Annotated in this window: 23 protein-coding genes; 10 read left to right on the forward strand and 13 right to left on the reverse strand. The window is 68.9% G+C overall.

Annotated features, from left to right (window positions below):
- Positions 1–30: 30 nt before the first annotated feature.
- On the reverse strand, positions 31–1,920 hold the full coding sequence (gene parE, locus IB242_RS02490) for a DNA topoisomerase IV subunit B (RefSeq protein ID WP_192275607.1): 1,890 nt from the start codon (positions 1,918–1,920) through the stop codon (positions 31–33).
- A gap of 170 nt (positions 1,921–2,090) precedes the next feature.
- Between parE and IB242_RS02495 the strand changes: the two genes are divergently transcribed.
- The 9 genes from IB242_RS02495 (at position 2,091) to truD (ending at position 9,948) form a co-directional block, all read left to right on the forward strand.
- The gene (locus IB242_RS02495) at positions 2,091–2,354 is read left to right on the forward strand and encodes a hypothetical protein (protein WP_192275608.1); all 264 of its coding nucleotides are present in this window, start codon (positions 2,091–2,093) and stop codon (positions 2,352–2,354) included.
- A 122-nt stretch (positions 2,355–2,476) separates the two neighbouring features.
- Positions 2,477–4,153, forward strand: coding sequence for a CTP synthase (locus IB242_RS02500; protein ID WP_192275609.1), 1,677 nt, complete (start codon positions 2,477–2,479; stop codon positions 4,151–4,153).
- A 150-nt stretch (positions 4,154–4,303) separates the two neighbouring features.
- Positions 4,304–5,137, forward strand: a complete 834-nt coding sequence (gene kdsA / locus IB242_RS02505; protein ID WP_192277643.1) for a 3-deoxy-8-phosphooctulonate synthase — start codon at positions 4,304–4,306, stop codon at positions 5,135–5,137.
- Positions 5,138–5,432: 295 nt separating this feature from the next.
- Positions 5,433–6,725, forward strand: coding sequence for a phosphopyruvate hydratase (gene eno / locus IB242_RS02510; RefSeq protein ID WP_192275610.1), 1,293 nt, complete (start codon positions 5,433–5,435; stop codon positions 6,723–6,725).
- A gap of 13 nt (positions 6,726–6,738) precedes the next feature.
- Positions 6,739–7,101 carry a cell division protein FtsB gene (ftsB, locus tag IB242_RS02515; protein WP_192275611.1) on the forward strand — a complete coding sequence of 121 codons (363 nt, stop codon included), beginning with the start codon at positions 6,739–6,741 and terminating at the stop codon, positions 7,099–7,101.
- Positions 7,098–7,790 (forward strand): 2-C-methyl-D-erythritol 4-phosphate cytidylyltransferase, encoded by a 693-nt coding sequence (gene ispD / locus IB242_RS02520; RefSeq protein WP_192275612.1) that lies wholly within the window; start codon positions 7,098–7,100, stop codon positions 7,788–7,790. The genes ftsB and ispD overlap by 4 nt, the downstream gene beginning before the upstream one ends.
- A 26-nt stretch (positions 7,791–7,816) precedes the next feature.
- Positions 7,817–8,314, forward strand: coding sequence for a hypothetical protein (locus tag IB242_RS02525; RefSeq protein ID WP_225539968.1), 498 nt, complete (start codon positions 7,817–7,819; stop codon positions 8,312–8,314).
- 57 nt (positions 8,315–8,371) lie between these two features.
- The gene (gene ispF / locus IB242_RS02530; protein WP_192275613.1) at positions 8,372–8,869 is read left to right on the forward strand and encodes a 2-C-methyl-D-erythritol 2,4-cyclodiphosphate synthase; all 498 of its coding nucleotides are present in this window, start codon (positions 8,372–8,374) and stop codon (positions 8,867–8,869) included.
- A complete protein-coding gene (truD, locus tag IB242_RS02535) occupies positions 8,866–9,948 on the forward strand; it encodes a tRNA pseudouridine(13) synthase TruD (RefSeq protein ID WP_192275614.1) in 1,083 nt (360 codons plus the stop codon). Before ispF ends, truD begins: the two co-directional genes overlap by 4 nt.
- Positions 9,949–10,454: 506 nt before the next feature.
- On the opposite strand, the gene bamA is transcribed toward truD, so the two are convergent.
- From bamA to pyrH, 7 genes are all read right to left on the reverse strand, one after another.
- Entirely contained in the window at positions 10,455–12,875 is a 2,421-nt protein-coding gene (bamA, locus tag IB242_RS02540) for an outer membrane protein assembly factor BamA (protein ID WP_192275615.1), read from the reverse strand.
- Positions 12,876–12,946: 71 nt separating this feature from the next.
- Positions 12,947–14,305 (reverse strand): RIP metalloprotease RseP, encoded by a 1,359-nt coding sequence (gene rseP / locus IB242_RS02545; protein WP_192275616.1) that lies wholly within the window; start codon positions 14,303–14,305, stop codon positions 12,947–12,949.
- Positions 14,298–15,530, reverse strand: a complete 1,233-nt coding sequence (locus tag IB242_RS02550; protein ID WP_192275617.1) for a 1-deoxy-D-xylulose-5-phosphate reductoisomerase — start codon at positions 15,528–15,530, stop codon at positions 14,298–14,300. The genes rseP and IB242_RS02550 overlap by 8 nt, the downstream gene beginning before the upstream one ends.
- A 1-nt stretch (position 15,531) precedes the next feature.
- Positions 15,532–16,395 carry a phosphatidate cytidylyltransferase gene (locus tag IB242_RS02555; RefSeq protein WP_192275618.1) on the reverse strand — a complete coding sequence of 288 codons (864 nt, stop codon included), beginning with the start codon at positions 16,393–16,395 and terminating at the stop codon, positions 15,532–15,534.
- Entirely contained in the window at positions 16,392–17,138 is a 747-nt protein-coding gene (uppS, locus tag IB242_RS02560) for a polyprenyl diphosphate synthase (RefSeq protein ID WP_192275619.1), read from the reverse strand. Before uppS ends, IB242_RS02555 begins: the two co-directional genes overlap by 4 nt.
- Before the next feature lie 27 nt (positions 17,139–17,165).
- Complete coding sequence (gene frr / locus IB242_RS02565; RefSeq protein WP_192277647.1) at positions 17,166–17,723, reverse strand: ribosome recycling factor; 558 nt, start codon at positions 17,721–17,723, stop codon at positions 17,166–17,168.
- Positions 17,724–17,842: 119 nt separating this feature from the next.
- Positions 17,843–18,565: a UMP kinase gene (gene pyrH, locus IB242_RS02570; RefSeq protein ID WP_192275620.1), complete on the reverse strand. Its 723-nt coding sequence runs from the start codon at positions 18,563–18,565 to the stop codon at positions 17,843–17,845.
- Positions 18,566–18,707: 142 nt separating this feature from the next.
- On the opposite strand from pyrH, the gene IB242_RS02575 reads away from it, so the two are divergent.
- Positions 18,708–18,920 carry a hypothetical protein gene (locus tag IB242_RS02575; protein WP_192275621.1) on the forward strand — a complete coding sequence of 71 codons (213 nt, stop codon included), beginning with the start codon at positions 18,708–18,710 and terminating at the stop codon, positions 18,918–18,920.
- A gap of 57 nt (positions 18,921–18,977) precedes the next feature.
- Here the strand turns inward: IB242_RS02575 and IB242_RS02580 are convergent, their stop codons facing one another.
- The 5 genes from IB242_RS02580 to IB242_RS02600 form a co-directional block, all read right to left on the reverse strand.
- On the reverse strand, positions 18,978–20,468 hold the full coding sequence (locus tag IB242_RS02580) for a GGDEF domain-containing protein (protein WP_192277649.1): 1,491 nt from the start codon (positions 20,466–20,468) through the stop codon (positions 18,978–18,980).
- 137 nt (positions 20,469–20,605) lie between these two features.
- Complete coding sequence (tsf, locus tag IB242_RS02585) at positions 20,606–21,481, reverse strand: translation elongation factor Ts (RefSeq protein ID WP_192275622.1); 876 nt, start codon at positions 21,479–21,481, stop codon at positions 20,606–20,608.
- 168 nt (positions 21,482–21,649) lie between these two features.
- The gene (gene rpsB, locus IB242_RS02590) at positions 21,650–22,453 is read right to left on the reverse strand and encodes a 30S ribosomal protein S2 (protein WP_192275623.1); all 804 of its coding nucleotides are present in this window, start codon (positions 22,451–22,453) and stop codon (positions 21,650–21,652) included.
- 241 nt (positions 22,454–22,694) lie between these two features.
- Positions 22,695–23,399, reverse strand: coding sequence for a fimbria/pilus periplasmic chaperone (locus IB242_RS02595; protein WP_192275624.1), 705 nt, complete (start codon positions 23,397–23,399; stop codon positions 22,695–22,697).
- Positions 23,399–23,698 carry a hypothetical protein gene (locus IB242_RS02600; protein ID WP_192275625.1) on the reverse strand — a complete coding sequence of 100 codons (300 nt, stop codon included), beginning with the start codon at positions 23,696–23,698 and terminating at the stop codon, positions 23,399–23,401. Before IB242_RS02600 ends, IB242_RS02595 begins: the two co-directional genes overlap by 1 nt.
- Positions 23,699–23,729: the final 31 nt, after the last annotated feature.

The raw sequence follows: 23,729 nt of genomic DNA on the forward strand, positions 1-23,729 counted from the left end.
TCGGGGCGGTGCAGCAGCGGCTCGCCGGGATCAGACTTCCAGCGATGCCAGGTCGCCCTTGGTCTCCAGCCACTGCTTGCGGTCGCTCGCGCGCTTCTTCGCCAGCAGCATGTCCATCAGTGCCTGGGTCTGCTCGCCGTCGTCGACGGTCAGCTGGACCAGGCGGCGGGTATCGGGATGGATCGCCGATTCGCGCAGCTGCTCGGGATTCATCTCGCCCAGGCCCTTGAAGCGGGTCACGTTGACCTGGCCCTTGAGCTTCTCGCGCGCGATCTTCTCCAGCAGCAGGCGCTTTTCCTCTTCGTCCAGCGCGTAGAACACCTGCTTGCCCACGTCCACGCGGAACAGCGGCGGCATCGCCACGAACACGTGGCCGGCCGCGACCAGCGCCGGGAAGTGGCGCAGGAACAGCGCGCTGAGCAGGGTGGCGATGTGCAGGCCGTCGGAGTCGGCATCGGCCAGGATCACGACCTTGCCGTAGCGCAGGCCGGTGATGTCGTCCTTGCCCGGGTCACAGCCGATGGCGATGGCCAGGTTGTGCACTTCCTCGGAGGCCAGCACGGTGGTGCTGGCGACTTCCCAGGTGTTCAGGATCTTGCCGCGCAGCGGCAGGATCGCCTGGAAATCCTTGTCGCGGGCCTGCTTGGCGCTGCCGCCGGCCGAGTCGCCCTCGACCAGGAAAAGCTCGGTGCGCGATAGGTCCTGGCTGATGCAGTCGGCCAGCTTGCCGGGCAGGGCAGGGCCCTGGGTGACCTTCTTGCGGACGACCTGCTTTTCGGTCTTCAGGCGCGCGCTGGCGCGGTCGATCGCGATCTGCGCGATCTTCTCGCCCAGGTCCACGTGCTGGTTCAGCCACAGGCTGAAGGCGTCGTGCGCGGCGCCTTCGATGAAGCCGGCGGCCTGGCGCGAGGACAGGCGTTCCTTGGTCTGGCCGCTGAACTGCGGGTCGGTCATCTTCAGCGACAGCACGAAGGCGACGCGGTCCCACACGTCTTCCGGCGCCAGCTTGACGCCGCGCGGCAGCAGGTTGCGGAAGTCGCAGAACTCGCGCAGCGCATCGGTCAGTCCCGAGCGCAGGCCGTTGACGTGGGTGCCGTGCTGGGCGGTGGGAATCAGGTTGACGTAGCTCTCCTGCACCAGTTCGCCTTCGGCGATCCAGGACACGGCCCAGTCGACGACCTCGGTGTCCTTCTTCAGCGTGCCGACGAACAGTTCCGGCGGCAGCAGCTCACGCCCGGCCAGTTCGCCGCGCAGGTAGTCGCGCAGGCCGTCCTCGAAGTACCAGGTGTCGCGCTCGCCGGTGGCCTCGTCGACCAGGGTCACGTTCAGGCCGGGGCAGAGCACGGCCTTGGCCCGCAGCAGGTGGCGCAGCGCCCGCGCATTGATCTTCGGCGTGTCGAAATACTTCGGATCCGGCCAGAAGCGCACCTTGGTGCCGGTGTTCTTCTTGCCGACCGAGCCGATGACTTCCAGCGGAGTGGCGCGATCGCCGTCGCGGAAGGTGATCAGGTGTTCGCTGCCTTCGCGCTTGATCCGTACCTCGACCAGATTCGACAGCGCATTGACCACGCTGACGCCCACGCCATGCAGGCCGCCGCTGAAGGTGTAGTTCTTGTTGCTGAACTTGCCGCCGGCATGCAGCCGGGTCAGGATCAGTTCCACGCCCGGGATCTTCTCCTCGGGATGGATGTCCACCGGCATGCCGCGGCCGTCGTCGGAGACCTCGCAGCTGCCGTCCTTGAACAGCGTCACCTCGATCGCCTTGGCGTGGCCGGCCAGCGCCTCGTCGACCGCGTTGTCGATCACTTCCTGGGCCAGATGGTTGGGCCGGGCCGTATCGGTGTACATGCCGGGCCGGCGCTTGACCGGGTCAAGGCCGGAGAGGACTTCGATGTCGGCGGCGTTGTAACGGCTGCTCATGGATCTGTCTGGATAGCTCGCGGAACGACGCGGGAGTGTGCCGCCTGGAGCGCTTTTTTGCACGTTGCCGGTGTTCAGGGCCGCGCAGGCTGGCGGGGCGTATAACGGACGCTGGAAGGGTGGGCGTGCCGCCCCCGTTCCGACCGCCGGACCCGATGTGGAGGATGACCATGAACCGACGCCTGATCTGGATCGCCGCGACCGCCGCTGTGGGTGTGCTGGCCGCGATGCCGCTGCTGGCCCAGAACCGCCAGGGACAGCCCCAGCAGTCTGCCGGCCAGGGCCAGAAGCTCGACGAGCACAAGGCCCAGGAGCAGCGCGAGCGCGATGCTGATGCCGAGCGCGCCAAGCGCCGCGAGGCCGCGCGTGCCGGTCGCGATGGCCGCGACAAGTCGCAGCCCAAGCAGGAAGAAGAGGAGCGGGACCCGCGCTGAGCGGGCCCGCGACGGCCGCCGGACCCGCTGTCCGGCGGTCACCGGAACGGGTCGTATCGCGACCGTGGCTTGGGCAATCCGGGCGCAGCCGCTAGACTATGGCTTTCCGGGAGACCGTTCCCATGACCCCCCTGATTTTCGTTACCGGCGGCGTCGTGTCCTCGCTTGGCAAGGGCATCGCGGCCGCTTCGCTTGCGTCCATCCTCGAAGCCCGTGGCCTGAAGGTCACGATGATGAAGCTGGACCCGTACATCAACGTGGACCCGGGCACGATGAGTCCGTTCCAGCACGGCGAGGTCTACGTCACCGACGACGGTGCCGAGACCGACCTGGACCTGGGCCACTACGAGCGCTTCGTCCGTACCCGCCTGAGCCGGAAGAATTCGGTCACCACCGGCCGGATCTACGAGAGCGTGATCCGCCAGGAGCGCCGCGGCGACTACCTGGGTGCCACCGTCCAGGTGATTCCGCACATCACCGACGAGATCAAGCGCAGCATCGACGAGGCCACCGCCGGTTACGACGTCGGCCTGGTCGAGATCGGCGGCACCGTCGGCGACATCGAGTCGCTGCCGTTCCTGGAGGCGATCCGCCAGGTCCGCGCCGAGCGCGGCCCGGAGAAGGCGCTGTTCATGCATCTGACGCTGGTGCCGTACATCGCGGCCGCCGGCGAGCTGAAGACCAAGCCGACCCAGCATTCGGTCAAGGAGCTGCGTTCGATCGGCATCCAGCCCGACGTGCTGCTGTGCCGTGGCGAGCATCCGCTGCCGGACGGCGAGGTCCGCAAGATCGCGCTGTTCACCAACGTGCCCGAGCGCGCGGTGATTTCGGTGCAGGACGTGGACGTGCTGTACAAGCTGCCGCTGCAGCTGCATGCACAGGGGCTGGATACGCTGGTCGTCGATCGCCTGCGCCTGCCGGCGGGCAATGCGCCCGACCTGCACGAGTGGGAGGCGGCGGTCGACGCGACCCTGCACCCGGTCGACGAGGTCACCATCGCCGTGGTCGGCAAGTACGTCGACCACAAGGACGCGTACAAGTCGGTCGGCGAGGCGCTCAAGCATGGCGGTCTGCGCCAGCGCACCAAGGTCAACCTGAAGTGGCTCGAATCGCAGGACATCGAGCAGGGCGCCGAGGCGCTGCTGGGCGATGTCGACGGCATCCTGGTGCCGGGCGGTTTCGGCGACCGCGGGTTCGAGGGCAAGGTCCAGACCGCGCGTTTCGCCCGCGAGCACGGCGTGCCGTACTTCGGCATCTGCTATGGCATGCAGGCGGCGGTGGTCGACTATGCGCGCCATGTGGCCGGCCTGGACGGCGCCAACAGCACCGAGAACGACAAGCAGTGCCCGCACCCGGTGATCGGCCTGATCACCGAATGGCGCACCAGCACGGGCGAAGTCGAGAAGCGCGACGAGAAGTCCGACCTGGGCGGCACGATGCGCCTGGGACTGCAGGAGCAGCGGCTGAAGCCGGGCACGCTGGCGCGTGAACTGTACGGGAAGGATGTGGTGGCCGAGCGCCACCGCCACCGCTACGAGTTCAACAACCGCTACCGCACCCAGCTTGAGGACGCCGGTCTGGTGATCGCGGCCAAGTCGATGGACGACACGCTGGTGGAAATGGTCGAACTGCCGCGCGACGCGCATCCGTGGTTCCTGGCCTGCCAGGCGCACCCGGAATTCCTGTCCACGCCGCGCGATGGTCATCCGCTGTTCGTCGGCTTCATCCGCGCCGCGCGGGAGCGCAAGGCCAACGACGGCCAGGTCGGCGGCAAGCTGCTGAAGGAAGCACGCGCGTGAGCCCCGCCGCCTCGCAGGTCCCGGAGGCGGTTGCGCCAGGCGCTGCTTGAAAGGCGGGCGATGCCGGAGCGGTTGGAAACACCGCAGGCTGCCCGCACGTTCGTCCCACCCGCTCCGATGGAGCGGGACTCAATGACAACAGGTGACGTGATGAAGCTCTGTGGATTCGAAGTCGGGCTGGACCAGCCGCTGTTCCTGATCGCCGGCCCGTGCGTGATCGAGTCGATGCAGCTGCAGCTCGACGTCGCCGGCCAGCTGAAGGAGATCACCGGCCGGCTCGGGATCAACTTCATCTTCAAGTCCAGCTTCGACAAGGCCAACCGCACCTCGGGCACCAGCTTCCGCGGGCCGGGTCTGGAAGAGGGCTTGAAGGTGCTGGACGCGGTGAAGAAGCAGATCGGCGTGCCGGTGCTGACCGACGTGCACGAATACACGCCGATGAACGAGGTCGCCGCCGTCGTCGACGTGCTGCAGACCCCGGCCTTCCTCGTACGCCAGACCGACTTCATCAGGAACGTCTGCTCGGCCGGCAAGCCGGTCAACATCAAGAAGGGCCAGTTCCTGTCGCCGTGGGACATGAAGCCTGTGGTCGACAAGGCGAAGTCGACCGGCAACGAGCAGATCATGGTCTGCGAGCGCGGTGCGAGCTTCGGCTACAACAACCTGGTCAGCGACATGCGCTCGCTGTCGGTGATGCGCGAGACCGGCTGCCCTGTGGTGTTCGACGCGACGCATTCGGTGCAATTGCCGGGCGGGCAGGGCGGCAGTTCCGGCGGCCAGCGCGAGTTCGTGCCGGTGCTGGCGCGCGCAGCGGTGGCGGTGGGCGTGGCCGGCGTGTTCGCCGAGACCCACCCGGATCCGTCCAAGGCGCTGTCCGACGGCCCCAATGCCTGGCCGCTGGCGAAGATGGAGGCGCTGCTGGAAACGCTGCTGCAGCTCGATTCGATCACCAAGAAGAACGGTTTCCTGGAACAGGCGCTGTAATCCGCCGACGCAGGCAACGGTGTACCGGAAGGGCCGCTCGATGAGCGGCCCTTTCCGTATCTGCCGTCGCCTGGACTGACGGCGGCGAATGCCGCTGCTGCTGGTGATCGCCTGCATCGCAGATGTCGTCGGGACATCCGGGACAGTCCCGGCGGCGTGTGGCAGGCGTTGCTTTCAGCGGCAACCACGGCGGGTGCACGGAACACGAACGCGCGGGTACGAACCCGCGGCAGCGCGCCCCGCTTCCGTTAAACTCCGGTCCGACCTCATTCAACCCGGACAGGCATCCACGCCCATGACCAGCATCGCCAAGATCCACGCCCGCGAGATCCTCGATTCCCGCGGCAATCCCACCCTGGAAGCCGAAGTCACCCTGGCCGACGGTTCGTTCGGCCGCGCCGCGGTGCCGTCCGGCGCCTCGACCGGCACCAAGGAAGCCGTGGAGCTGCGCGACGGCGACAAGACCCGTTACCTGGGCAAGGGCGTGAAGAACGCGGTCGGCAACGTCAACGGCGCGATCGCGCAGGCGCTGGCCGGCTTCGATGCGGCCGACCAGCAGGGCCTGGACCGCCGCCTGATCGATCTGGACGGCACCGAGAACAAGGGCCGCCTGGGCGCGAACGCGCTGCTGGGCGTTTCGCTGGCCACCGCGCACGCCGTGGCCGCGTCGAAGAAGCAGCCGCTGTGGCAGTACCTGTCCACGATCACCGAAGGCGACGTGGCCCTGCCGGTGCCGATGATGAACATCATCAATGGCGGCGCGCATGCCGACAACAACGTCGATTTCCAGGAGTTCATGGTGCTGCCGGTCGGCGCGTCCTCGTTCTCCGAGGCGCTGCGTGCCGGCACCGAGATTTTCCATTCGCTGAAGTCGGTGCTGAAAGGCCACGGCCTGAGCACGGCGGTCGGCGACGAGGGCGGCTTCGCTCCGGACTTCCGCAGCAATGTGGAAGCGCTGGATACCATCCTCGAGGCGATCGGCAAGGCCGGCTACACCGCGGGCGAGGACGTGCTGCTGGGCCTGGACGTGGCCTCCAGCGAGTTCTTCGACAACGGCAAGTACCACCTGGTCGGCGAGAACAAGCGCCTGACCAGCGAGCAGTTCGTCGACTTCCTGGCCGACTGGGCCGCGCAGTACCCGATCATCACCATCGAGGACGGCCTGGCCGAGGACGACTGGGCCGGCTGGAAGCTGCTGACCGACCGCATCGGCAAGAAGGTCCAGCTGGTCGGCGACGACCTGTTCGTGACCAACCCGAAGATCCTGAAGGAAGGCATCGATTCGGGTACCGCCAACGCGATCCTGATCAAGGTCAACCAGATCGGCACGCTGACCGAGACGCTGGAGGCCATCGCGCTGGCGCACACCGCCGGCTACGCCTCGATCGTGTCGCACCGTTCGGGCGAGACCGAGGACACCACGATCTCCGACATCGCCGTGGCCACCACCGCGACCCAGATCAAGACCGGCTCGCTGTGCCGCAGCGACCGCGTGGCCAAGTACAACCAGCTGCTGCGCATCGAGGAAGCGCTGGGTGCCAAGGCGCGCTATGCCGGCCGCGACGCGTTCGTGTCGCTGAAGCGCTGACCCGGGAACCGTCATGCGCGCATTGCGCTGGGTGCTGCTGGGGCTGGTGCTGCTGCTGGGATGGTTGCAGTACCGGCTCTGGTTCGGCACGGGCAGCGTGGGTGACGTGACGGTGCTGGAGGCGCAGGTCGAGCATCAGCGCCGCGAGAACGGCGGTCTGGGCGAACGCAACGACGCTCTGGCCGCCGAGGTCCGGGATCTGAAGGAAGGCGTGGCGGCCGCGGAAGAGCGCGCGCGCAGCGAGCTGGGCATGATCAAGCCCGGCGAGACCTTCTATCGCGTGGTCGAGGACGCGCCGCGGCGCGGTGCGGCTCCTCCGCCCCTGCCGCCCCCGGCGGACGACTCCCAGCCGCAACCGTTGCCGGAGGATCCGTGATGGCCGCGATCTGGGCCGTGGTACCGGCTGCCGGGCGCGGCACGCGCTTCGGTGGCGACATTCCCAAGCAGTATCTCGATGTCGGCGGCCGCAGTGTGCTCGAGTACACGCTCGAGGCGCTACTCGCGCATGCTTCCGTTGCCGGTGTGATGGTGGCGGTTTCGGCGGATGACCGGTTGTGGCCGGGCTGGACGGAGTTCGCCGGCAAGCCTGTCCTGGCCTGCGTCGGCGGCGACAACCGTGCCGCTTCGGTGCTGGCGGCGCTCGATGCGCTGCCGGAAAGCGTGCGGGGCGATGATTTCGTGCTGGTCCACGATGCCGCGCGCCCGAATCTGGCGCTCGACGATCTGGACCGCCTGCTCGAACGCGGGCGCGCCGATCCGGTCGGCGCGATCCTCGCCGCACCGGTGCGCGATACGCTCAAGCGGGCCGGCGACGATGGTGGCATCGATGGTACCGAGCCGCGCGAGCGCCTGTGGCGTGCGCTGACGCCGCAACTGTTCCGCCGCCTGCAGCTGAGCCGTGCGCTGCAGGGGGCGGCCGAGGCCGGACTCGAGGTCACCGACGAAGCGATGGCGATGGAGCGGCAGGGCCTGCGTCCGCTGCTGGTCGAAGGCGCCGAATCCAATTTCAAGATCACCACGCCGGCGGACCTGGCCAGGTTCGCGTTCGAGCGTTCGCAACGCTGAGCCACGCCATGCGACAGGAGGTCGCGATGCCGATCCGGTGGGTCCGTGGCGTGCTGCTGACGCCGCCGGATGCGCATTTTTCCAGACGCACGCTGCTGGCGTTCGTGTTGTCGCTCGGCGGTTCGCTGCTGCTGGTTGCCCTGGTGCTTGGGGCACTGGGCCTGGCCGGGATCACGATCGACGATACCGGCCTGCCTGAGCGGGAGGCCGGCGTCGGGGACTTCCTAGGCATGGTGCTGCTGGCGCCGCTGATCGAGACGCTGGTGCTGATCGCCTTCCTCGCTTTGCTGCCGGCGCGCATCGGAATCGTGCCGAGGGCCGCCATCTCCGCACTGCTGTGGGGTGGGCTGCATGCGCTGGCCGCGCCGTTCTGGTTCTTCGGTGTGGTCTGGTCGTTCTTCGTCTTCAGTTGCGGCTGGCTGGCATGGCGTCCAGAATCCTTCGCCCACGGATTCGCAGCCGCGGCGATACCGCATGCGCTGCAGAATCTGACCGTGTTCCTGGTGCTCGCCGTCGCCGATTGAGGCCGGACGCGTTCCGGGGACCGGGTCCGTATCACCGGCCGAAACGAGAGGATCGCCATGACCCATTCCCAGCCCGTCCCCTTCCGTATCGGCCAGGGCTACGACGTCCATGTCTTCGGCGACGGCGACCACGTGATGCTCGGCGGCGTGCGCGTCCCCCACGAGCGTGGCGTGGTCGCGCACAGCGATGGCGACGTGGCCCTGCATGCCCTGTGCGACGCCATCCTCGGCGCGCTGGCGCTGGGTGACATCGGCGTGCATTTCCCGCCCGGCGACGCGCGCTGGCGCGGCGCGGACAGCGCCGAACTGCTGCGCCACTGCGTCGGGCTGGCCGCCGAGCGCGGCTGGAGGATGGGCAATGCCGACATCACCATCGTCTGCGAACGACCCAAGGTCGGTCCGCATGCGCAGGCGATGCGTGCGCGGATCGCCGAGGTCTGCGCGGTCGACATCGATGCAGTGAGCGTGAAGGCCACCACCAGCGAGAAGCTGGGGTTCACCGGACGTGGCGAAGGCATCGCCGCACAGGCCGTGACCCTGCTGGTGCGCCGATGAGCGCCACGTTCGCGGCCTTCGGCGACGCGGTGCTGAGCGCGAAGATCCGCAGCGTGCCGGAAGACTTCCGGGTCGAGGAACTGGACGGTTTCGAGGCCAGCGGTGATGGCGAGCACCTGCTGCTGACCGTCGAGAAGCGCGGCATGAACACGGCGTTCGCGGTACGCGGGATCGCACAGTGGGCCGGTGTGCCGGAGCATGCGGTCGGCTATGCCGGCCTGAAGGACCGGCATGCGGTGACGGTGCAGCGTTTCAGCGTGCATCTGCCTGGACGGGAGGCGCCCGACGAGGCGCTGCTCGAGCGCGACGGCCTTCGGGTGCTGGCCCGGACCCGCCACCGGCGCAAGCTGCCGCGTGGGGCGCTGGCCGGCAACCGGTTCGTGCTGCTGCTGCGCGATGTCGTCGGCGACCGGAGCGCTGCCGAGGCCCGCCTGGCGTCGATCGCCGCGCGCGGAGTACCCAATGCCTTCGGCGAGCAGCGCTTCGGCCGCGAGGCCGGCAATGTGGCCAAGGCGCTGGGCATGTTCGCCGGGCGTCGCGTCGGCCGCGAGCAGCGCTCGATGCTGCTGTCGGCGGCGCGCTCGGAGCTGTTCAACCGGGTGCTGGCCGCGCGGGTGGCCGATGGCAGCTGGGAGCGCGGGCTCGACGGCGAGGTCTGGGCGCTGGCAGGCAGCCGCAGCGTGTTCGGCCCCGAGCCATGGAGCGAGGCACTGGCCGAGCGCCTGGCGCGGTTCGACATCCATCCCAGCGGACCGCTGTGGGGCAGGGGCGAGCTGCGCTGCCAGGCCGCCTGCGCCGCATTGGAGGCGGCGGTGCTGGCCGACCACATTGCGGTCGCGCTGCGCGACGGACTCGAACGTGCCGGCTTGGAGCAGGAGCGGCGGGCGCTGCGCCTGCAGGTGCAGGACCTGGCATGGACGTGGTCGGCGGACGACCAGCTGCAGCTGACGTTCGCATTGCCGCCCGGCAGCTATGCCACCGTGGTGCTGGCGCAGCTGGGAGCGTGCGTGGACGCTTCGTCGCACGCGGGTGAGGAGCATGCCGGCGCGGCCCAGGCGGGCGACGTACCGGGCAGCTGAGGCGGCCGGGGAGCTTTCCTGGCATGGCCTGATCGATACCGGAGCGCGGACTGGCGCCATGGGGAGCGGCTCTGCCCGGCCCCTGCCGGGCTGGGAAGGCTGGTCGGGGTACTGCGTCGGGCTCGTGCGCCTGTGGATCCGTGTTGCGGGCCGCTACTGCAGACTCTCCCGATGATTCCGAGCGTCGCCGAGCACCTGCGCGTTGTTGCGCTTGTCCGATGCCGTGCGGCAGAAGGCGTGGCGCAACCGGACGCAGGGCGCCTCAGGCAACGCGGCGGCAGTGCGCCCTGTTCGTGCACCCTGGTTCCGTGCGAGGGGCCAGGCGATCTGGAATCGCGCTTCGCGTGCGACGTGCGGGTCACGGATGGCCGCCTGGGCCAGATGCCTGCGGATCTGGATCTGGTGATACGTAGCCCCGTTCCGCGGATCCGGCGCGATGGAGGCCGCTCAACGCAACGGGGCGCCCGAAGGCGCCCCGTCGTGATGCCATCCCGATGTCCGGTGGCTCAGAAGCCGCCGCCGAAGGTGAACTGCAGGCGCTCGATCTCGTCGCCTTCCTTCTTCTTGAACGGGAACGCGTAGCTGATCGAGATCGGACCGACCGGGGCACGCCACAGCAGGGCGACACCGGCCGATGCACGCAGCTCGCCGGTATCGAAGTCGTCGATGCCGTTGTACACGTTGCCGAAGTCGACGAAGGCCGAGACGCGGGCAGCCTTGCTGTCGAACAGGCGCGGGAACACCATTTCGACCTGGCCGACCGTCTTCAACGAGCCACCGAGCGCCTGGCCGCGATAGCCGGCGATCACTTCCGAGCGCGGGCCCAGGGTGTTGTCGCGGAAGCCGCGCACCGAACGGGTGCCACCGGCGTAGAAGTTCTCGTAGAACGGCAGGCCGCTGGCGGTGACGGTCTTCCTGTAGTCCGGGGACGTCGTCGTGCAGGGGTCGCTGGCGCCGGGATTCGGATTGGCGGTGGTCGGCTGGGTCCAGCAGATGTTGCGGGTGATGTCGTCGCCGTAGCTGTCGCCGTAGCCGATGTCCAGGCCCGTGCGCAGCACGAATGCCGGGCTCAGCTGCCAGTACCTGGAGAACTCGTAGTTGATCTTGTAGTACTCGGCGGTGGAGCCGGGCAGGGTGGCCTCGAGGCCGACGCGCTGGTAGGTGCCGCGGGTCGGCATGAAGTAGTCGTTGCGGGTGTCGCGCGACCAGCCCAGCTCGGTGCGCCAGGCATGGAAGGTGCGGCGGTCGATCGCCTCGATGTAATCGATGATCGACTGCGGCGTGTAGCCGCTGTAGGTCTGGATCTGGTTGCTGTCGATGCCGAACAGCAGCGACACCGAGCTGTACTCGGTGATCGGCAGGCCCAGGATGGTCTGCGCGGCGGCGTTGGTGCTGTTGTACTGGGCGGTGTTGAAGTCCGAGTAGTCCAGCTCGCGCCACCACAGGTTGTAGCCGAGCGACAGGCCTTCGTCGGTGAAGAACGGATTGACGTAGGAGAACGAGTAGCGCTGCAGGTAATCGCTGCGCTGCGCCTCGACCGACACCCGGTTGCCGCCGCCCAGGAAGTTGTTCTGCGACAGCTGGATCGAGGTGGTCATGCCGGCCAGCTGCGAGTAGCCGAGGCCGAACACGAAGCTGCCCGAGGTGGTTTCCTTGACGTTGTAGACGACGTCGACCTGGTCGGGGCTGCCCGGCACGGCCGGGGTCTGCACCTCGACGGTCTCGAAGTAGCCCAGCCGCTGCAGGCGGATCTTGGAGCGGTCGATCGCCGCCTGCGAGTACCAAGCGTTCTCGAACTGGCGCATCTCGCGGCGCAGCACCTCGTCGGAGGTACGGGTATTGCCCTTGAAGGTGATGCGGCGCACGTTGACGCGCGGACCCGGCACCACCTGCAGGTTGACGGCCACGGTGCGGTCGGCGCGGTTGCTGGTCGGGATCGGATTGACCCGCGCGAACGCGTAGCCGATGTTGCTCAGCGTGTTGGTGATGGCATCCGAGGTCATCTCCAGCAGCACGCGCGAGAACGTGTCGCCGGCCTTCGGGATCACCAGCCGCTCGATCTGCTCCTGCGGCAGGATCGTGTCGCCGGTGACCTTGATCTCCGAGATCGTGTACTGCTCGCCTTCGGTGACGCTGGCGGTCAGGTACATGTCCCGCTTGTCGGGGCTGATCGAGACCTGGGTCGAGTCGATGTTGAAATCGATGTAGCCGCGGTCCAGGTACCAGGAGTTGAGCTTCTCCATGTCGCCGGAGAGCTTTTCCTTGGAGTACTGGTCGTCGCGCCTGTACCACGACAGCCAGGTGCTCTCGCGCGATTCCCAGGTATCGAGGATCTCCTCGTTGCCGAAGGTCTCGGTGCCGATCAGGTTGACGTGGCGGATCTTGGCCGCCTTGCCTTCCTTGATGTCGATGGTCACGTCGACGCGGTTGCGATCCAGGCGGCTCACGGTCGGCGTGATCTGGACGTTGTACTTGCCGCGGTTGTTGTACTGCCGGGTCAGTTCCTGGGTGACGCGGTCCAGGCTCAGCCGGTCGAAGGTCTCGCCCTCGGCCAGGCCGATGTCGGTCAGGCCGCGCAGCAGGTCGTCGGACTTGATGTCCTTGTTGCCGTTGACGGTGAGCTTGTTGATCGCCGGACGCTCGGTCACGGTGATCACCAGGATGTCGCCCTGGCGGTCCAGGCGCACGTCCTCGAAGAAGCCGGTGCGGTACAGCGCACGGATCGTCTCGCCGGCATCGGCCTGGTTCAGCGTCTCCCCACGCTCGACCGGCAGATAGGTGAACACGGTACCGGCCGCGATGCGCTGCAGTCCGTCGATGCGGATGTCGCTGACGGTGAAGGGCTCGCTCGTCTGGGCCAGCGCCGGCAGGCTCAGCGAGGCGGCAAGGGCGACGGCCAGCAGCCGGCGAACGGGGAGTCTCGTCATGTCACGTCCGGGAGAAGGAATGCGTTGCAGCGCGGTGCGCCGGATGGCGGAGGGGGAAAGCTCGGTCGGCGTCATTTCGGCACCAGGCCCAGGATGTCGTTGTAGAAGGCCAGCCCCATCAACCCGGCCAGCAGGGCCAGTCCGACGTACTGTCCGGCAGCCATGGCGCGTTCGCTCAAGGGGCTGCCCTTGATCAACTCGATAAGGTAATACAGCAGGTGACCGCCGTCCAAGATCGGGATCGGCAGCAGGTTGATGATGGCCAGGCTCAGCGAGAGCAGGGCCAGGAAGTACAGGAACCAGTCCGCGCCGCGCTTGGCCGAGGCGTTGGCCGCGCGGGCGATCGTCACCGGGCCGGACAGGTTGGCGATTGAGGCTTCGCCAGTGATCATCCGCCGCATCATGCCCAGCGAGTCGCCGGCCAGATTGACGGTCTCGCGCAGGGCGGCCGGGATCGCCGCCAGCGGGCCGAAGCGCTGCGTGGCGTCGTAGGCCGGAGCGGTGCCGCCGCCGACATGCACGCCGAGCTGCCAGCGATCCTCGCTGCCCGGCGCGGTGCCACGGCGGGGCAGCAGCTCGAAGGCCAGGCGCTCACCATCGCGTTCGACCTCGACCATGCCGGCGCCGCCGCGCTCGCCCAGTGCCTGGACCTGTGCCGGCACCTCGTCGGCGCCCACGACCGCCGTGCCATCGATGGCCAGGATGCGGTCCCCGGCCAGCAGGGTTCCGTCGGCCGGGCCGCCTTCGACGACGCTGTCGATCAGGGCCGGCGCCAGCATGAACTGCCAGGTCAAACCGACCTGGTGCGCGATGCGGCGCTCGTCGATCTGCTCCGGCAGCTGCGACAGCGCCAGCGTGCGCACCAGGCGCCGCCCGTCGATCCGTTCCACCGCGACCTCGATGTCGCGCCGGTCCAGCGCGGGCGCGGCCATCGCCATGCTCGCTTCGGTCCAGGTCGCGACCGGGCGTCCGGCCACGTCGATCAGGCGATCGCCCGGCTGCAGACCGGCGTCGGCGGCGATGCCGGCGGTGCGGCCCACCACCGGCGCGTAGTCCTGGCGGCCGACCATGAACATCACCCACAGCAGGGCGACGCACAGCAACAGGTTGGCGGCCGGCCCGGCCGCGACGATCGCGATCCGCGACCACACGCCCTGCCGGTTGAACGCATGCGCCTGGCGCGCGGCCGGGACGTCGGTTTCCCGCTCGTCCAGCATCTTCACGTAACCGCCGAGCGGGATCGCGGCGATGGCGAACTCGGTGCCATGGCGGTTGCGGCGCATCCACAGCGGACGTCCGAAACCGACCGAGAAGCGCAGCACGTCGACGCCGCAGCGGCGCGCGACCCAGTAGTGGCCGAACTCGTGGAAGGTGACGAGCAGCCCGAGGCTGACCACCATCCACCAGACGGAGCCCAGGAAGTCAGCCATGCGTCCGCCCCGGCGCATCGGCGACGCTGCTGTGGTGGCGCGGGGTGGTGTCGATCATGGTCCGGGTCAGGCGGCGGGCATCCGCGTCGGCCGCCAGAAGATGCTCCAGCGAGGCGGCAGGCGTGGCGGGCAGCGCGGTGAGGGCCTCCTCGACCAGCGCGGGAATGGCTAGGAAACCGATCCGGCCCTGAAGAAAGGCTGAAACGGCCTCCTCGTTGGCCGCATTGAGCGTGGCCGGGGCGGTGCCGCCGGCCGCCATCGCCTGCATCGCCAGGCGCAGGCAGGGAAAGGCGTCCAGGTCGGGCGCCTCGAAGTCGAGTCGCCCATGGGCCAGCAGGTCGAGTCCGCCGACGCCCGATGCCAGTCGCTCGGGCCAGCCCAGGCCGACCGCCAGCGCGGTGCGCATGTCGGGCAGGCCGAGCTGGGCCAGGGTCGAGCCGTCCACGTACTCGACCAGCGCGTGCACCAGGCTCTGCGGATGGACCAGCACGCCGATCCGCTCGGCCGGCAGGCCGAACAGGTGATGGGCTTCGATCACCTCCAGGCCCTTGTTCATCAGCGTGGCCGAATCGACCGAGATCTTCGGGCCCATCGACCACTTCGGGTGCGCGACGGCCTGGGCGGGCGTCACCATGGCGAGCTGGTCGCGGTTCCAGCCACGGAACGGCCCACCGGAGGCCGTCAGCACGATCCGGGCCACGCCCTCCGCCTCGGCCCGGCACGAGCGCAGGCACTGGAACACCGCGCTGTGCTCGCTGTCGATCGGCACGATCTCGCAGCCGGCATCGCGGCTGGCGGCCATCAGCAGCTCGCCGGCCAGGACCAGCGATTCCTTGTTGGCCAGCAGCAGGCGCTTGCCCGCGCGCGCCGCGGCCAGGGTCGAGGACAGCCCGGCGGCACCGACCACGGCCGCCACGACGGTGTCGCACTCCGGCCCTGCGGCCAGCGCGTCCAGGGCTGCCGCACCCGCATGGGGCTGCGTGTCCAGCCCGGCCTGGCGCAGCGCGTCGGCGAGCTGCGGGTAGCCGGCCTCGTCGGCGATCACGGCGTGGTCCGGGCGGTGGACGCGGCACAGGGCGACCAGCGCATCGACATTGCGGCCCGCGGCCAGCACGCTGGCGCGCATCCGCTGCGGATGCCGCGCGATCACGTCCAGCGCCGAGGTGCCGATCGAGCCGGTGGCGCCGAAGACGGCGACCTGACGGAAGTCCCCTGTGCCGGCCATGTCAGAACCCGAAGATGTCCTTGCCGATCGCGAACACGGGCAGGGCGGCCAGCACGCCGTCGATGCGGTCGAGCACGCCACCGTGGCCGGGGATCAGGTGGCCGGAATCCTTCACGCCGGCCTGCCGCTTGAGCAGGCTTTCGATGAGGTCGCCGACGATGGAGGCGGCGACCGCGACCGCAGCGACCAGCGCCACCGCCGGCAGCTGCGCGGCGCCGGCCCCGGCCAGCAGGCCGAAGCAGAGTGCGACGACCACGCCCGCCAGCAGGCCGCCCGCAGCGCCTTCGACGGTCTTATTCGGGCTGATCGACACCGCCAGCTTGCGTCTGCCGAACATGCGGCCTGCGAAGTAGGCGCCGGAGTCTGCCGCCCACACCAGGGCCAGCGCGACCAGCAGCCAGCGGTGATCGACCGAGCCGGCCGCGTCGCCGAGCGTGTCGAAGTTGCCCGAATGGATCAGGCACAGCGCGCACCAGGCCGGGATCGCGGCCAGCGTGCCGGCGGCCAGCTTGAGCGGGCGCGACCATGGGCGGTCCGGCGCACTGACCTGCGGTCGCCACAGCCACAGCAGGGAGGCGAGCCAGCCGATCGCGCCAGCGAGGGTCACCAGCTGGAACAGCACCGGCGAGAAGCCGCCGCTGCCGCGCGAAGCCCACACCAGCAGCACCATCACCACCAGGTTCAGCAGGACCAGGATCGTGCGCGACAGGCTGTCCTCGACGCCGGCCAGCTTCAGCCATTCCCACAGACCGGCCAGCATCACCATGGCGGCCACCGCGGCCATCCACGGCGTGGGCAGCAGCAGGATCGCCAGGATCGCGGTGGGGGCCATCAACAGGGCGGCGATCACACGGGTACGGGTCATGCGGCGCCTCCCTGGGCGACCTGCGCGCTGGTCAGGCCGAAGCGACGCTCGCGCGAGGCATAGGCGTCGAGCGCCTGCTGCAGCAGCGCCGCGTCCATCTCCGGCCACAGCCGATCGGTGAACCAAAGTTCGGTGTAGGCCAGCTGCCACAGCAGGAAGTTGCTGATGCGCTGGTCGCCACCGGTACGGATGAACAGGTCGGGCGGGGGCAGGTCGGCCAGCGCCATGCGTGCGCCGACCGCCGCCTCGTCGATCTGGTCCGGCAGCAGCCGGCCTTCGGCGACGTCATGGGCCAGCGCGCGTGCGGCCGCGGCGATGTCCTGCCGGCCGCCGTAGCTGGCGGCCACGACCAGCTGCAGCCGGGTGTTGTGCAGGGTCTGCGATTCGGCCGCCTGCATCCGCTCGCGGATCGCTGCGGAGAAGCGCGCGCGCTCGCCGATGAATCGCACGCGCACGCCGCGCCGGTCGAGCTCGTCGACCTCGCGTTCGAGCGCATTGAGGAACAGCTTCATCAGCGCGCCGACTTCCTCCTCCGGACGCCCCCAGTTCTCGCTGGAGAACGCGAACAGGGTCAGCACGGCCACGCCGCGCTCCAGGCAGAAGTCGATCGCCGCATTGACCGCGCGGGCGCCGGCGCGATGGCCGATCACGCGCGGACGATGGCGCTGCTGGGCCCAGCGCCCGTTGCCGTCCATGATGATGGCGAGGTGTCGCGGAACCAGCGTGCCGGCAGGGGCGGTCATGACAGTCATGCGGAGAGGCAGACCGCCTCAGACCGCCATCAGTTCCTGTTCCTTCGCCTTGACCACGTCATCGACATCCTTGATGGCCTTGTCGGTGAGCTTCTGGATGTCGTCCTCGCCGCGACGCACGTCGTCCTCGGTGACGGTCTTGTCCTTCAGCAGGTCCTTGACCTTCTGGTTGGCGTCGCGGCGGATGTTGCGGATCGCGACCTTGGCGTCCTCGCCCTCGCCGTGCACCGACTTGGCCAGCTCCTTGCGGCGCTCCTCGGTCAGCGGCGGCAGGTTCAGGCGGATCACGGTGCCGACCACGGTCGGGGTCAGGCCCAGGTCGGACGCGTAGATCGAACGCTCCACGTCCTTGATCATGCCCTTGTCGAACAGGGTGATGACCAGCGAGCGGCCTTCGGACACGCTGATGCTGGCGACCTGGTTGAGCGGCGTGTCGGTGCCGTAGGCCTTGACCTTGATGCCGTCCAGCAGCGCCGGCGAGGCGCGGCCGGTGCGGATCGAGGTGAGCGAGTGGCGCAGAGCATCGATGCTCTTGGCCATGCGTGCCTGCGCGTCGTTCTTGATCTCGTTGATCATCGCCGTATCCATCCTGAAACCTGAATGGGCCGATTATACGGGGGATGGCGCGGCGACGGGCAGCCGGGCGAGGTGCGCGCCGGCGGCCCGTTCACATGCCGCACGGCGCCGCGGGCATGTCAGCGGCGGCCGCGGACCAGGGTGCCGATCTTGTCGCCGCGCAGGATCCGCATCAGGTTGCCCGGCACCGACAGGTCGTAGACCCGCAGCGGGATGCCGTTGTCGCGGCACAGGGCGAAGGCGGCGGTATCCATCACCTGCAGGTTGCGGGCGATCACGTCCTCGTGGTCGAGCTCGTCGTAGCGCACCGCGTCCGGATGCTTCTTGGGGTCCTTGTCGTAGACCCCGTCGACCTTGGTCGCCTTCAGCAGCAGGTCGGCATTGATCTCGATCGCGCGCAGGGCGGCGGCCGAGTCGGTGGTGAAGAACGGGTTGCCGGTGCCGGCGGCGAAGATCGCGATGCGGCCCTTCTCGAGATGGCGCACGGCGCGGCGGCGGATGTAGTCCTCGCAGACGTCGTTGATCTTCAGCGCGCTCATCACCCGGACCTTTCCGCCGAGCTTCTCCAGCGCGTCCTGCATCGCCAGTGCGTTGATCACAGTGGCCAGCATGCCCATCTGGTCGCCGGTGACCCGGTCCATGCCGCCGGCAGCCAAGCCGGCGCCGCGGAAGATGTTGCCGCCGCCGATCACCAGGCCGACCTCGGCACCGGCATCGCGCACCTCGATGATCTCGCGCGCGATGCGCCCGATCACGTTGGGGTCGATGCCGTAGTCCTCCGATCCCATCAGCGCCTCCCCGGAAAGCTTCAGCAGGATGCGGCGATAGGCGAGACTGGACATGGTGCGGGGGTTCCGTGGGGCGACGCGCGCAATTCTAGCCGAAGCGATGGCCGGCAGGCGCTGTCAGGCTCGTGGTGCTTCCGCGCGGAGGCGTGCAGGGAGCGCATCCGGGCTGCGACCCTTCATGCCGCAAGGAGAAGGCGTGAACATGTTCGAGACAGTCGTTGCCGCGCTGGTGATCGGCCCGCCGGCCGCACCGTCCGGCAGTGCCGGCGGTGAGCGAAGGATCGAGAACGGGTGCTTTCTCGACTCGGGCATGTACCGGGTGATCCAGCGGATCCGGATCCTGTCGGGAACCGAATGGGTGCTGGTCAGCGGGTGCACTGGCTCACGTTCGAGTGTCCCCTGCCGGTGATCGAGGAGTAAGCGGTGCGGGCCGCCGCGATGGCGGCCCGTCCTTCGCCGGCCGATGTCAGCCCTGGCCGACCGCCACGCGGTTGCGGCCTTCGCGCTTGGCGCCGTAGAGCGCATCGTCCGCGGCCTGCAGCAGGCTGCGGGCGTCGCGATGCGGCGTGCGCGCATCGTGGGTGGCGATGCCGGCGGAGAAGGTGATGTGCAGCGGCGCGCCATCGACGCTGGCCATCGGCATCTGCGAGGTGCGCTCGAGGATGCGCTCGAGGATGCGGGTGGCCGCGCGCTCGTCGGAATCGACCAGCACGATCAGGAACTCCTCGCCGCCGTAGCGTGCGATCAGGTCCGACGCGCGCAGCATGCCCTGCAGTGACTGCGCGAACTGCCGCAGCACCTGGTCGCCGACCAGATGGCCGTGGCGGTCGTTGATGTGCTTGAAATCGTCCAGGTCGACGAAGGCGATCGACAGCGGTACCTCCCGCGCCATCGCATCGGCGAATGCGCGTTCGAGCACCTCTTCCATCTGCAGCCGGTTGTAGACCCCGGTCAGCGGGTCGCGCCTGGACTGTTCGGTCAGGTGCCGCATCCGCTCTTCGGACTGGTCGGCCTCGTGCCGGGCCTGGCCGGCGGCCTGGATCTCGCGCAGGTTGCGCACGATCAGCAGTTCGCGGGCCTGCTCGATCAGGGACTCCAGGTGTTCGGGGCGATTGATCCGCACCTCGAACAGGCTGCTGATCTCGGGCAGCGTGGCGCTGAGTTCGGCCAGGATCTCGGCCAGTTCGACCGACTCGCCCACGCAGGCGCGCACGGCGTCCTGGGCGGCAGCGCGGGCGGGATCGGGATCGTCCACCGCCAGCCACAGGTCGGCGATCGCGCCGGAGGCGGCGACGCAGGCATTGAAGGCGCTGCCTGCCTGCCGGCCGGGCGCGGTTTCGCTGTTGCCGATCGCATCCTGCAGATAGTCGGGCAGGTTCCACAGACCGGCGAGCCAGGCGCCGACCTCGGCATGGTCGCCACCGAGTTCGGCGCGCTCCAGGGCGAGCAGGGCATCGTTGCCGGTGCTGCGGCTGCGCAGCACCAGATAGCGGTCCGGCAGTGCCTTGAGCAGCGCCAGCGCGCCGATGTCCTGGAGCAGGCCGGCCAGCATCAGTTCCTCGGCACCGGACACGCCGGCGTGGCGGCCGAGCAGGCGCGCGGTGAGCGCGGCGAGCACGCTGCGGCGCCAGATCGCGTCCTGTTCCGCGGCGGTGCCGTTGACGCCGCGCAGGCCATGCGCCAGCGAGAACCCCAGGGCGAGACTGAGCGTGGCGTTGAGGCCGAGCAGGGTCATCGCCTGGCTCAGCGTCTCGACCTTGCGACGGCCGGCGTAGAGCGGTGAGTTGGCCACGCGCAGGATGCGCGCGCTCAGCGCCGGATCGAGTGCGATGACGTCGGCGGTGACGCCCAGGTCGACGTTCGGATCCTGGGCCAGCTCGATGATGCGCAGCGCCACGCCCGGCGGAGAAGGCAGGGTCCGGCAGTGCAGCAGGATGGATTCCAGGTCCGGGCGCATCAGGTGCGGCAAGGCTCGAAGTGTCGCTCGTCGCAGTATGCCGGCAATCGCCGTCTTCGGTAAGCGTTCGGGCGGATCGGCAGGGCAAAAAAAAACCGCGGCGGGCCGCGGCTTTTTCCTCGGGGATCAGTTCCCGATCAGACCTGCATCGCCTTGGCGACTTCGGCGGCGTAATCCTCGACCACCTTCTCGATGCCTTCGCCGACCACCAGACGCTGGAAGCCGATCACGTCGGCGCCGGCGGCCTTGACCACCTGCTCGACCGACTTGTCGCTGTCCAGCACGTACGGCTGGCCGTACAGGGTGACCTCGTTGACGATCTTGTTGATCTTGCCCGAGATGATCTTCTCGAGGATCTCGGCCGGCTTGGCCTTGTCCTTTTCGGACATCTTGGCCAGCTCGATTTCCTTTTCCTTGGCGACGAACTCGGCCGGCACGTCGGCGGCCTTGTTGTGCGGCGGGTTCATGGCGGCCACGTGCATGGCCAGGCCGCGCGCCAGCTCGGCGTCGCCGCCGGCCAGCTCGATCAGCACGCCGATCTTGCCGCCGTGGACGTAGGCGGCCACGTTGTTGGCGCTGTCGATGCTGACCAGGCGACGGATCTGGATGTTCTCGCCCAGCTTGGCGATGGCGGCGGCGCGGGCTTCCTCGACGGTCTCGCCGGTCGGCAGCTTGGCGCCCTTCAGGGCTTCGGCGTCGGCGGCACCGGCGGCCAGGGCGGCAGCGGCGACGGCATCGGTGAAGGCCAGGAAGTTCACGTCCTTGGCGACGAAGTCGGTCTCGGAGTTGACCTCGACCAGCACGGCCTTGCCGCCGTTCTGGGCGACGGCGATGCGGCCTTCGGCGGCGACGCGGTCAGCCTTCTTGTCGGCCTTGGCCAGGCCGGACTTGCGCAGCCACTCGGCCGCGGCGTCGATGTTGCCGCCGTTCTCGGTCAGCGCCTTCTTGCACTCCATCATGCCGGCGCCGGTGCGCTCGCGCAGTTCCTTGACCAGGGAAGCAGTGATTTCCACGGGATTACCTCAGTGTGTGATGGGCATGGCACCGCCCGGTAGGGCGGGAAACGGCATGGACCGGCATGGCCTGCTGGCGGCGCGGTCGACCGTGTGAAGCGGTGGTGCCGGAGGGTTCCGGCACCTGGAGGTGGCCGCGCACTGTGGCGCGGCCACGTGACCGACCGATTACTCGGCGGCGGTCTCGCCTTCCTCGGCCTTCTTGGCCGGGCCCTTGCGGGCCGGACGACGACCCTTGTCGCCTTCGCCTTCGGAGAACTCGGCTTCGGTGACGGTGGCCGAGCTCGGTGCGGCGGCCTTGCCTTCCAGCACGGCGTCGGCGGCGGCGCGGGCGTACAGCTGCACGGCGCGGATGGCGTCGTCGTTGCCCGGGATGGCGTAGTCGACCAGGGCCGGATCGTAGTTGGTGTCGACGACCGCGATCACCGGGATGCCGAGCTTCTTGGCTTCCTTGATGGCGATGTCTTCATGGCCGATGTCGATGACGAACAGGGCGTCCGGCAGGCGGTTCATGTCCTTGATGCCGCCCAGTGAGGCTTCCAGCTTGTCGCGCTCGCGGCGCAGGCCCAGCACTTCGTGCTTGACCAGCTTCTCGAAGGTGCCGTCGGTCTCGGCCGCTTCCAGCTCCTTCAGGCGCGCCACCGACTGCTTCACGGTACGGAAGTTGGTCAGGGTGCCGCCCAGCCAGCGCTGGGTCATGTACGGCTGGCCGCAGCGGATGGCTTCTTCCTTCATCGACTCGCGCGCGCTGCGCTTGGTGCCGAGGAACAGGATGGTGCCGCGCTTCTGGGCGATGGCCGAGATGAAGTTCATCGCGTCGGTGAAGAGCGGAACGGTCTTCTCGAGGTTGATGATGTGGATCTTGCCGCGGGCGCCGAAGATGTACGGAGCCATCTTCGGGTTCCAGTAACGGGTCTGGTGGCCGAAGTGGACGCCGGCTTCCAGCATCTGGCGCATGGTGACTTGAGGCATTGCGGTGACTCCAGTGAATGGAACCGGTCGCGCGCGATGGCCATCTGATAAGGCTCGCGCATCGGTGCGCATCGTCGGGATGCGCGTGGTTCCGGGGTTGGGCTTCCCCGTCGCTTCTCGTGTCCGAACCCCTTGCGGAGCACCCCGGCACGGATGTGGGCGACAGGTGTGGATTCGCCGGTGACGTCCGGCGTGGACGTATTCATGCGCACGGGGGCGCAGGAAATCCGCGCAAGTGTAATCAGTGCGCGGGGATCGCCGCAAGTGTGGCCGTTTCCAGCGTCTGCGGGCGGCCCTGGTTGATCTGCGCCTCGAACCGTCCCCCGGCATAGCCCGATGCATGTGCCGGCAGGGGCCAGCGGCGGGTGGTGCCTGCGAGCACGTACCCGGCCAGACCGGGCTGCAGCAGGTGACGCTGGCCCTGTGGATCGATCCAGGCCAGCTCGGTGATGCGGGCGTGGATGCCGCCGGCATTGTGCAGGACTAGGGCTGGATGGGTCGTGTCGCCCCGTGTCTCCACGCGCAGGTGTGGCGGGGCCTGCGGCACGGCAGGGGAAATGAAGACGGCGGAGGAGTGGCGCAGGCGCGTCGCGCCCGGCGTCTGCGGGTCGGCCTGCTGGTCCAGGATCAGCCTGAACGCGGCTTCGCCTCCGGGTGCGGGGCGCGTGCGCACCAGGCGCAGCCGCTGGCGCCCGCCGGCCGGGATAGTGAAGCGGGCGGGGCTGGGTATCAGTGTCCCGGTGGGGGCCAGCTGCTCGCCGTCGATGCGCTGGCTCCAGTCGTAGAGCGAGGCCTGTGCGGCCCAGGGGCGATCCCCCGGATTGCTGACCCAGACCTCGGCCGCCTCCTGGTCGGCGGGAATTTCCAGCAGGGCCGGCTCGACATGGATGTCGGGTGCGGCGCCCGCAAGGGCCGCCGCAAGCAACGGGACAAGGCCGGCAAGCATCACCAGGTCCGGGTGACCACCTGCGCGCTGTCATCGTCCGTGGCGACAGGGCGGGGCGGGCTCAGCCCGCTGATCCGGTTTGGGGTCTCGGCATCGCCGTCCGCCTGCAGGGCGGGTTGCAGACAGCCTTCTGCATTGGCCCGGGCGGTGCAGTCAGGCAGCACCCGCAGCTGGATGCCCATGTCCGCTCCCGCGCGCGCATCGGCGGCCGGGGTCGGCGCGGCCACCGGCAGCAGCAGGGCAGCCAGCGCGGCGGCCGCGGCGAGCACGCGGGCAGGCGGAAATGTGGAAGTACGCATGACCATGTCGCTCGATAGCGGCCGCTGCGGC

The organism is Xanthomonas sp. XNM01, assembly GCF_014851915.1.
Classification (GTDB): Bacteria; Pseudomonadota; Gammaproteobacteria; order Xanthomonadales; family Xanthomonadaceae; genus Pseudoxanthomonas.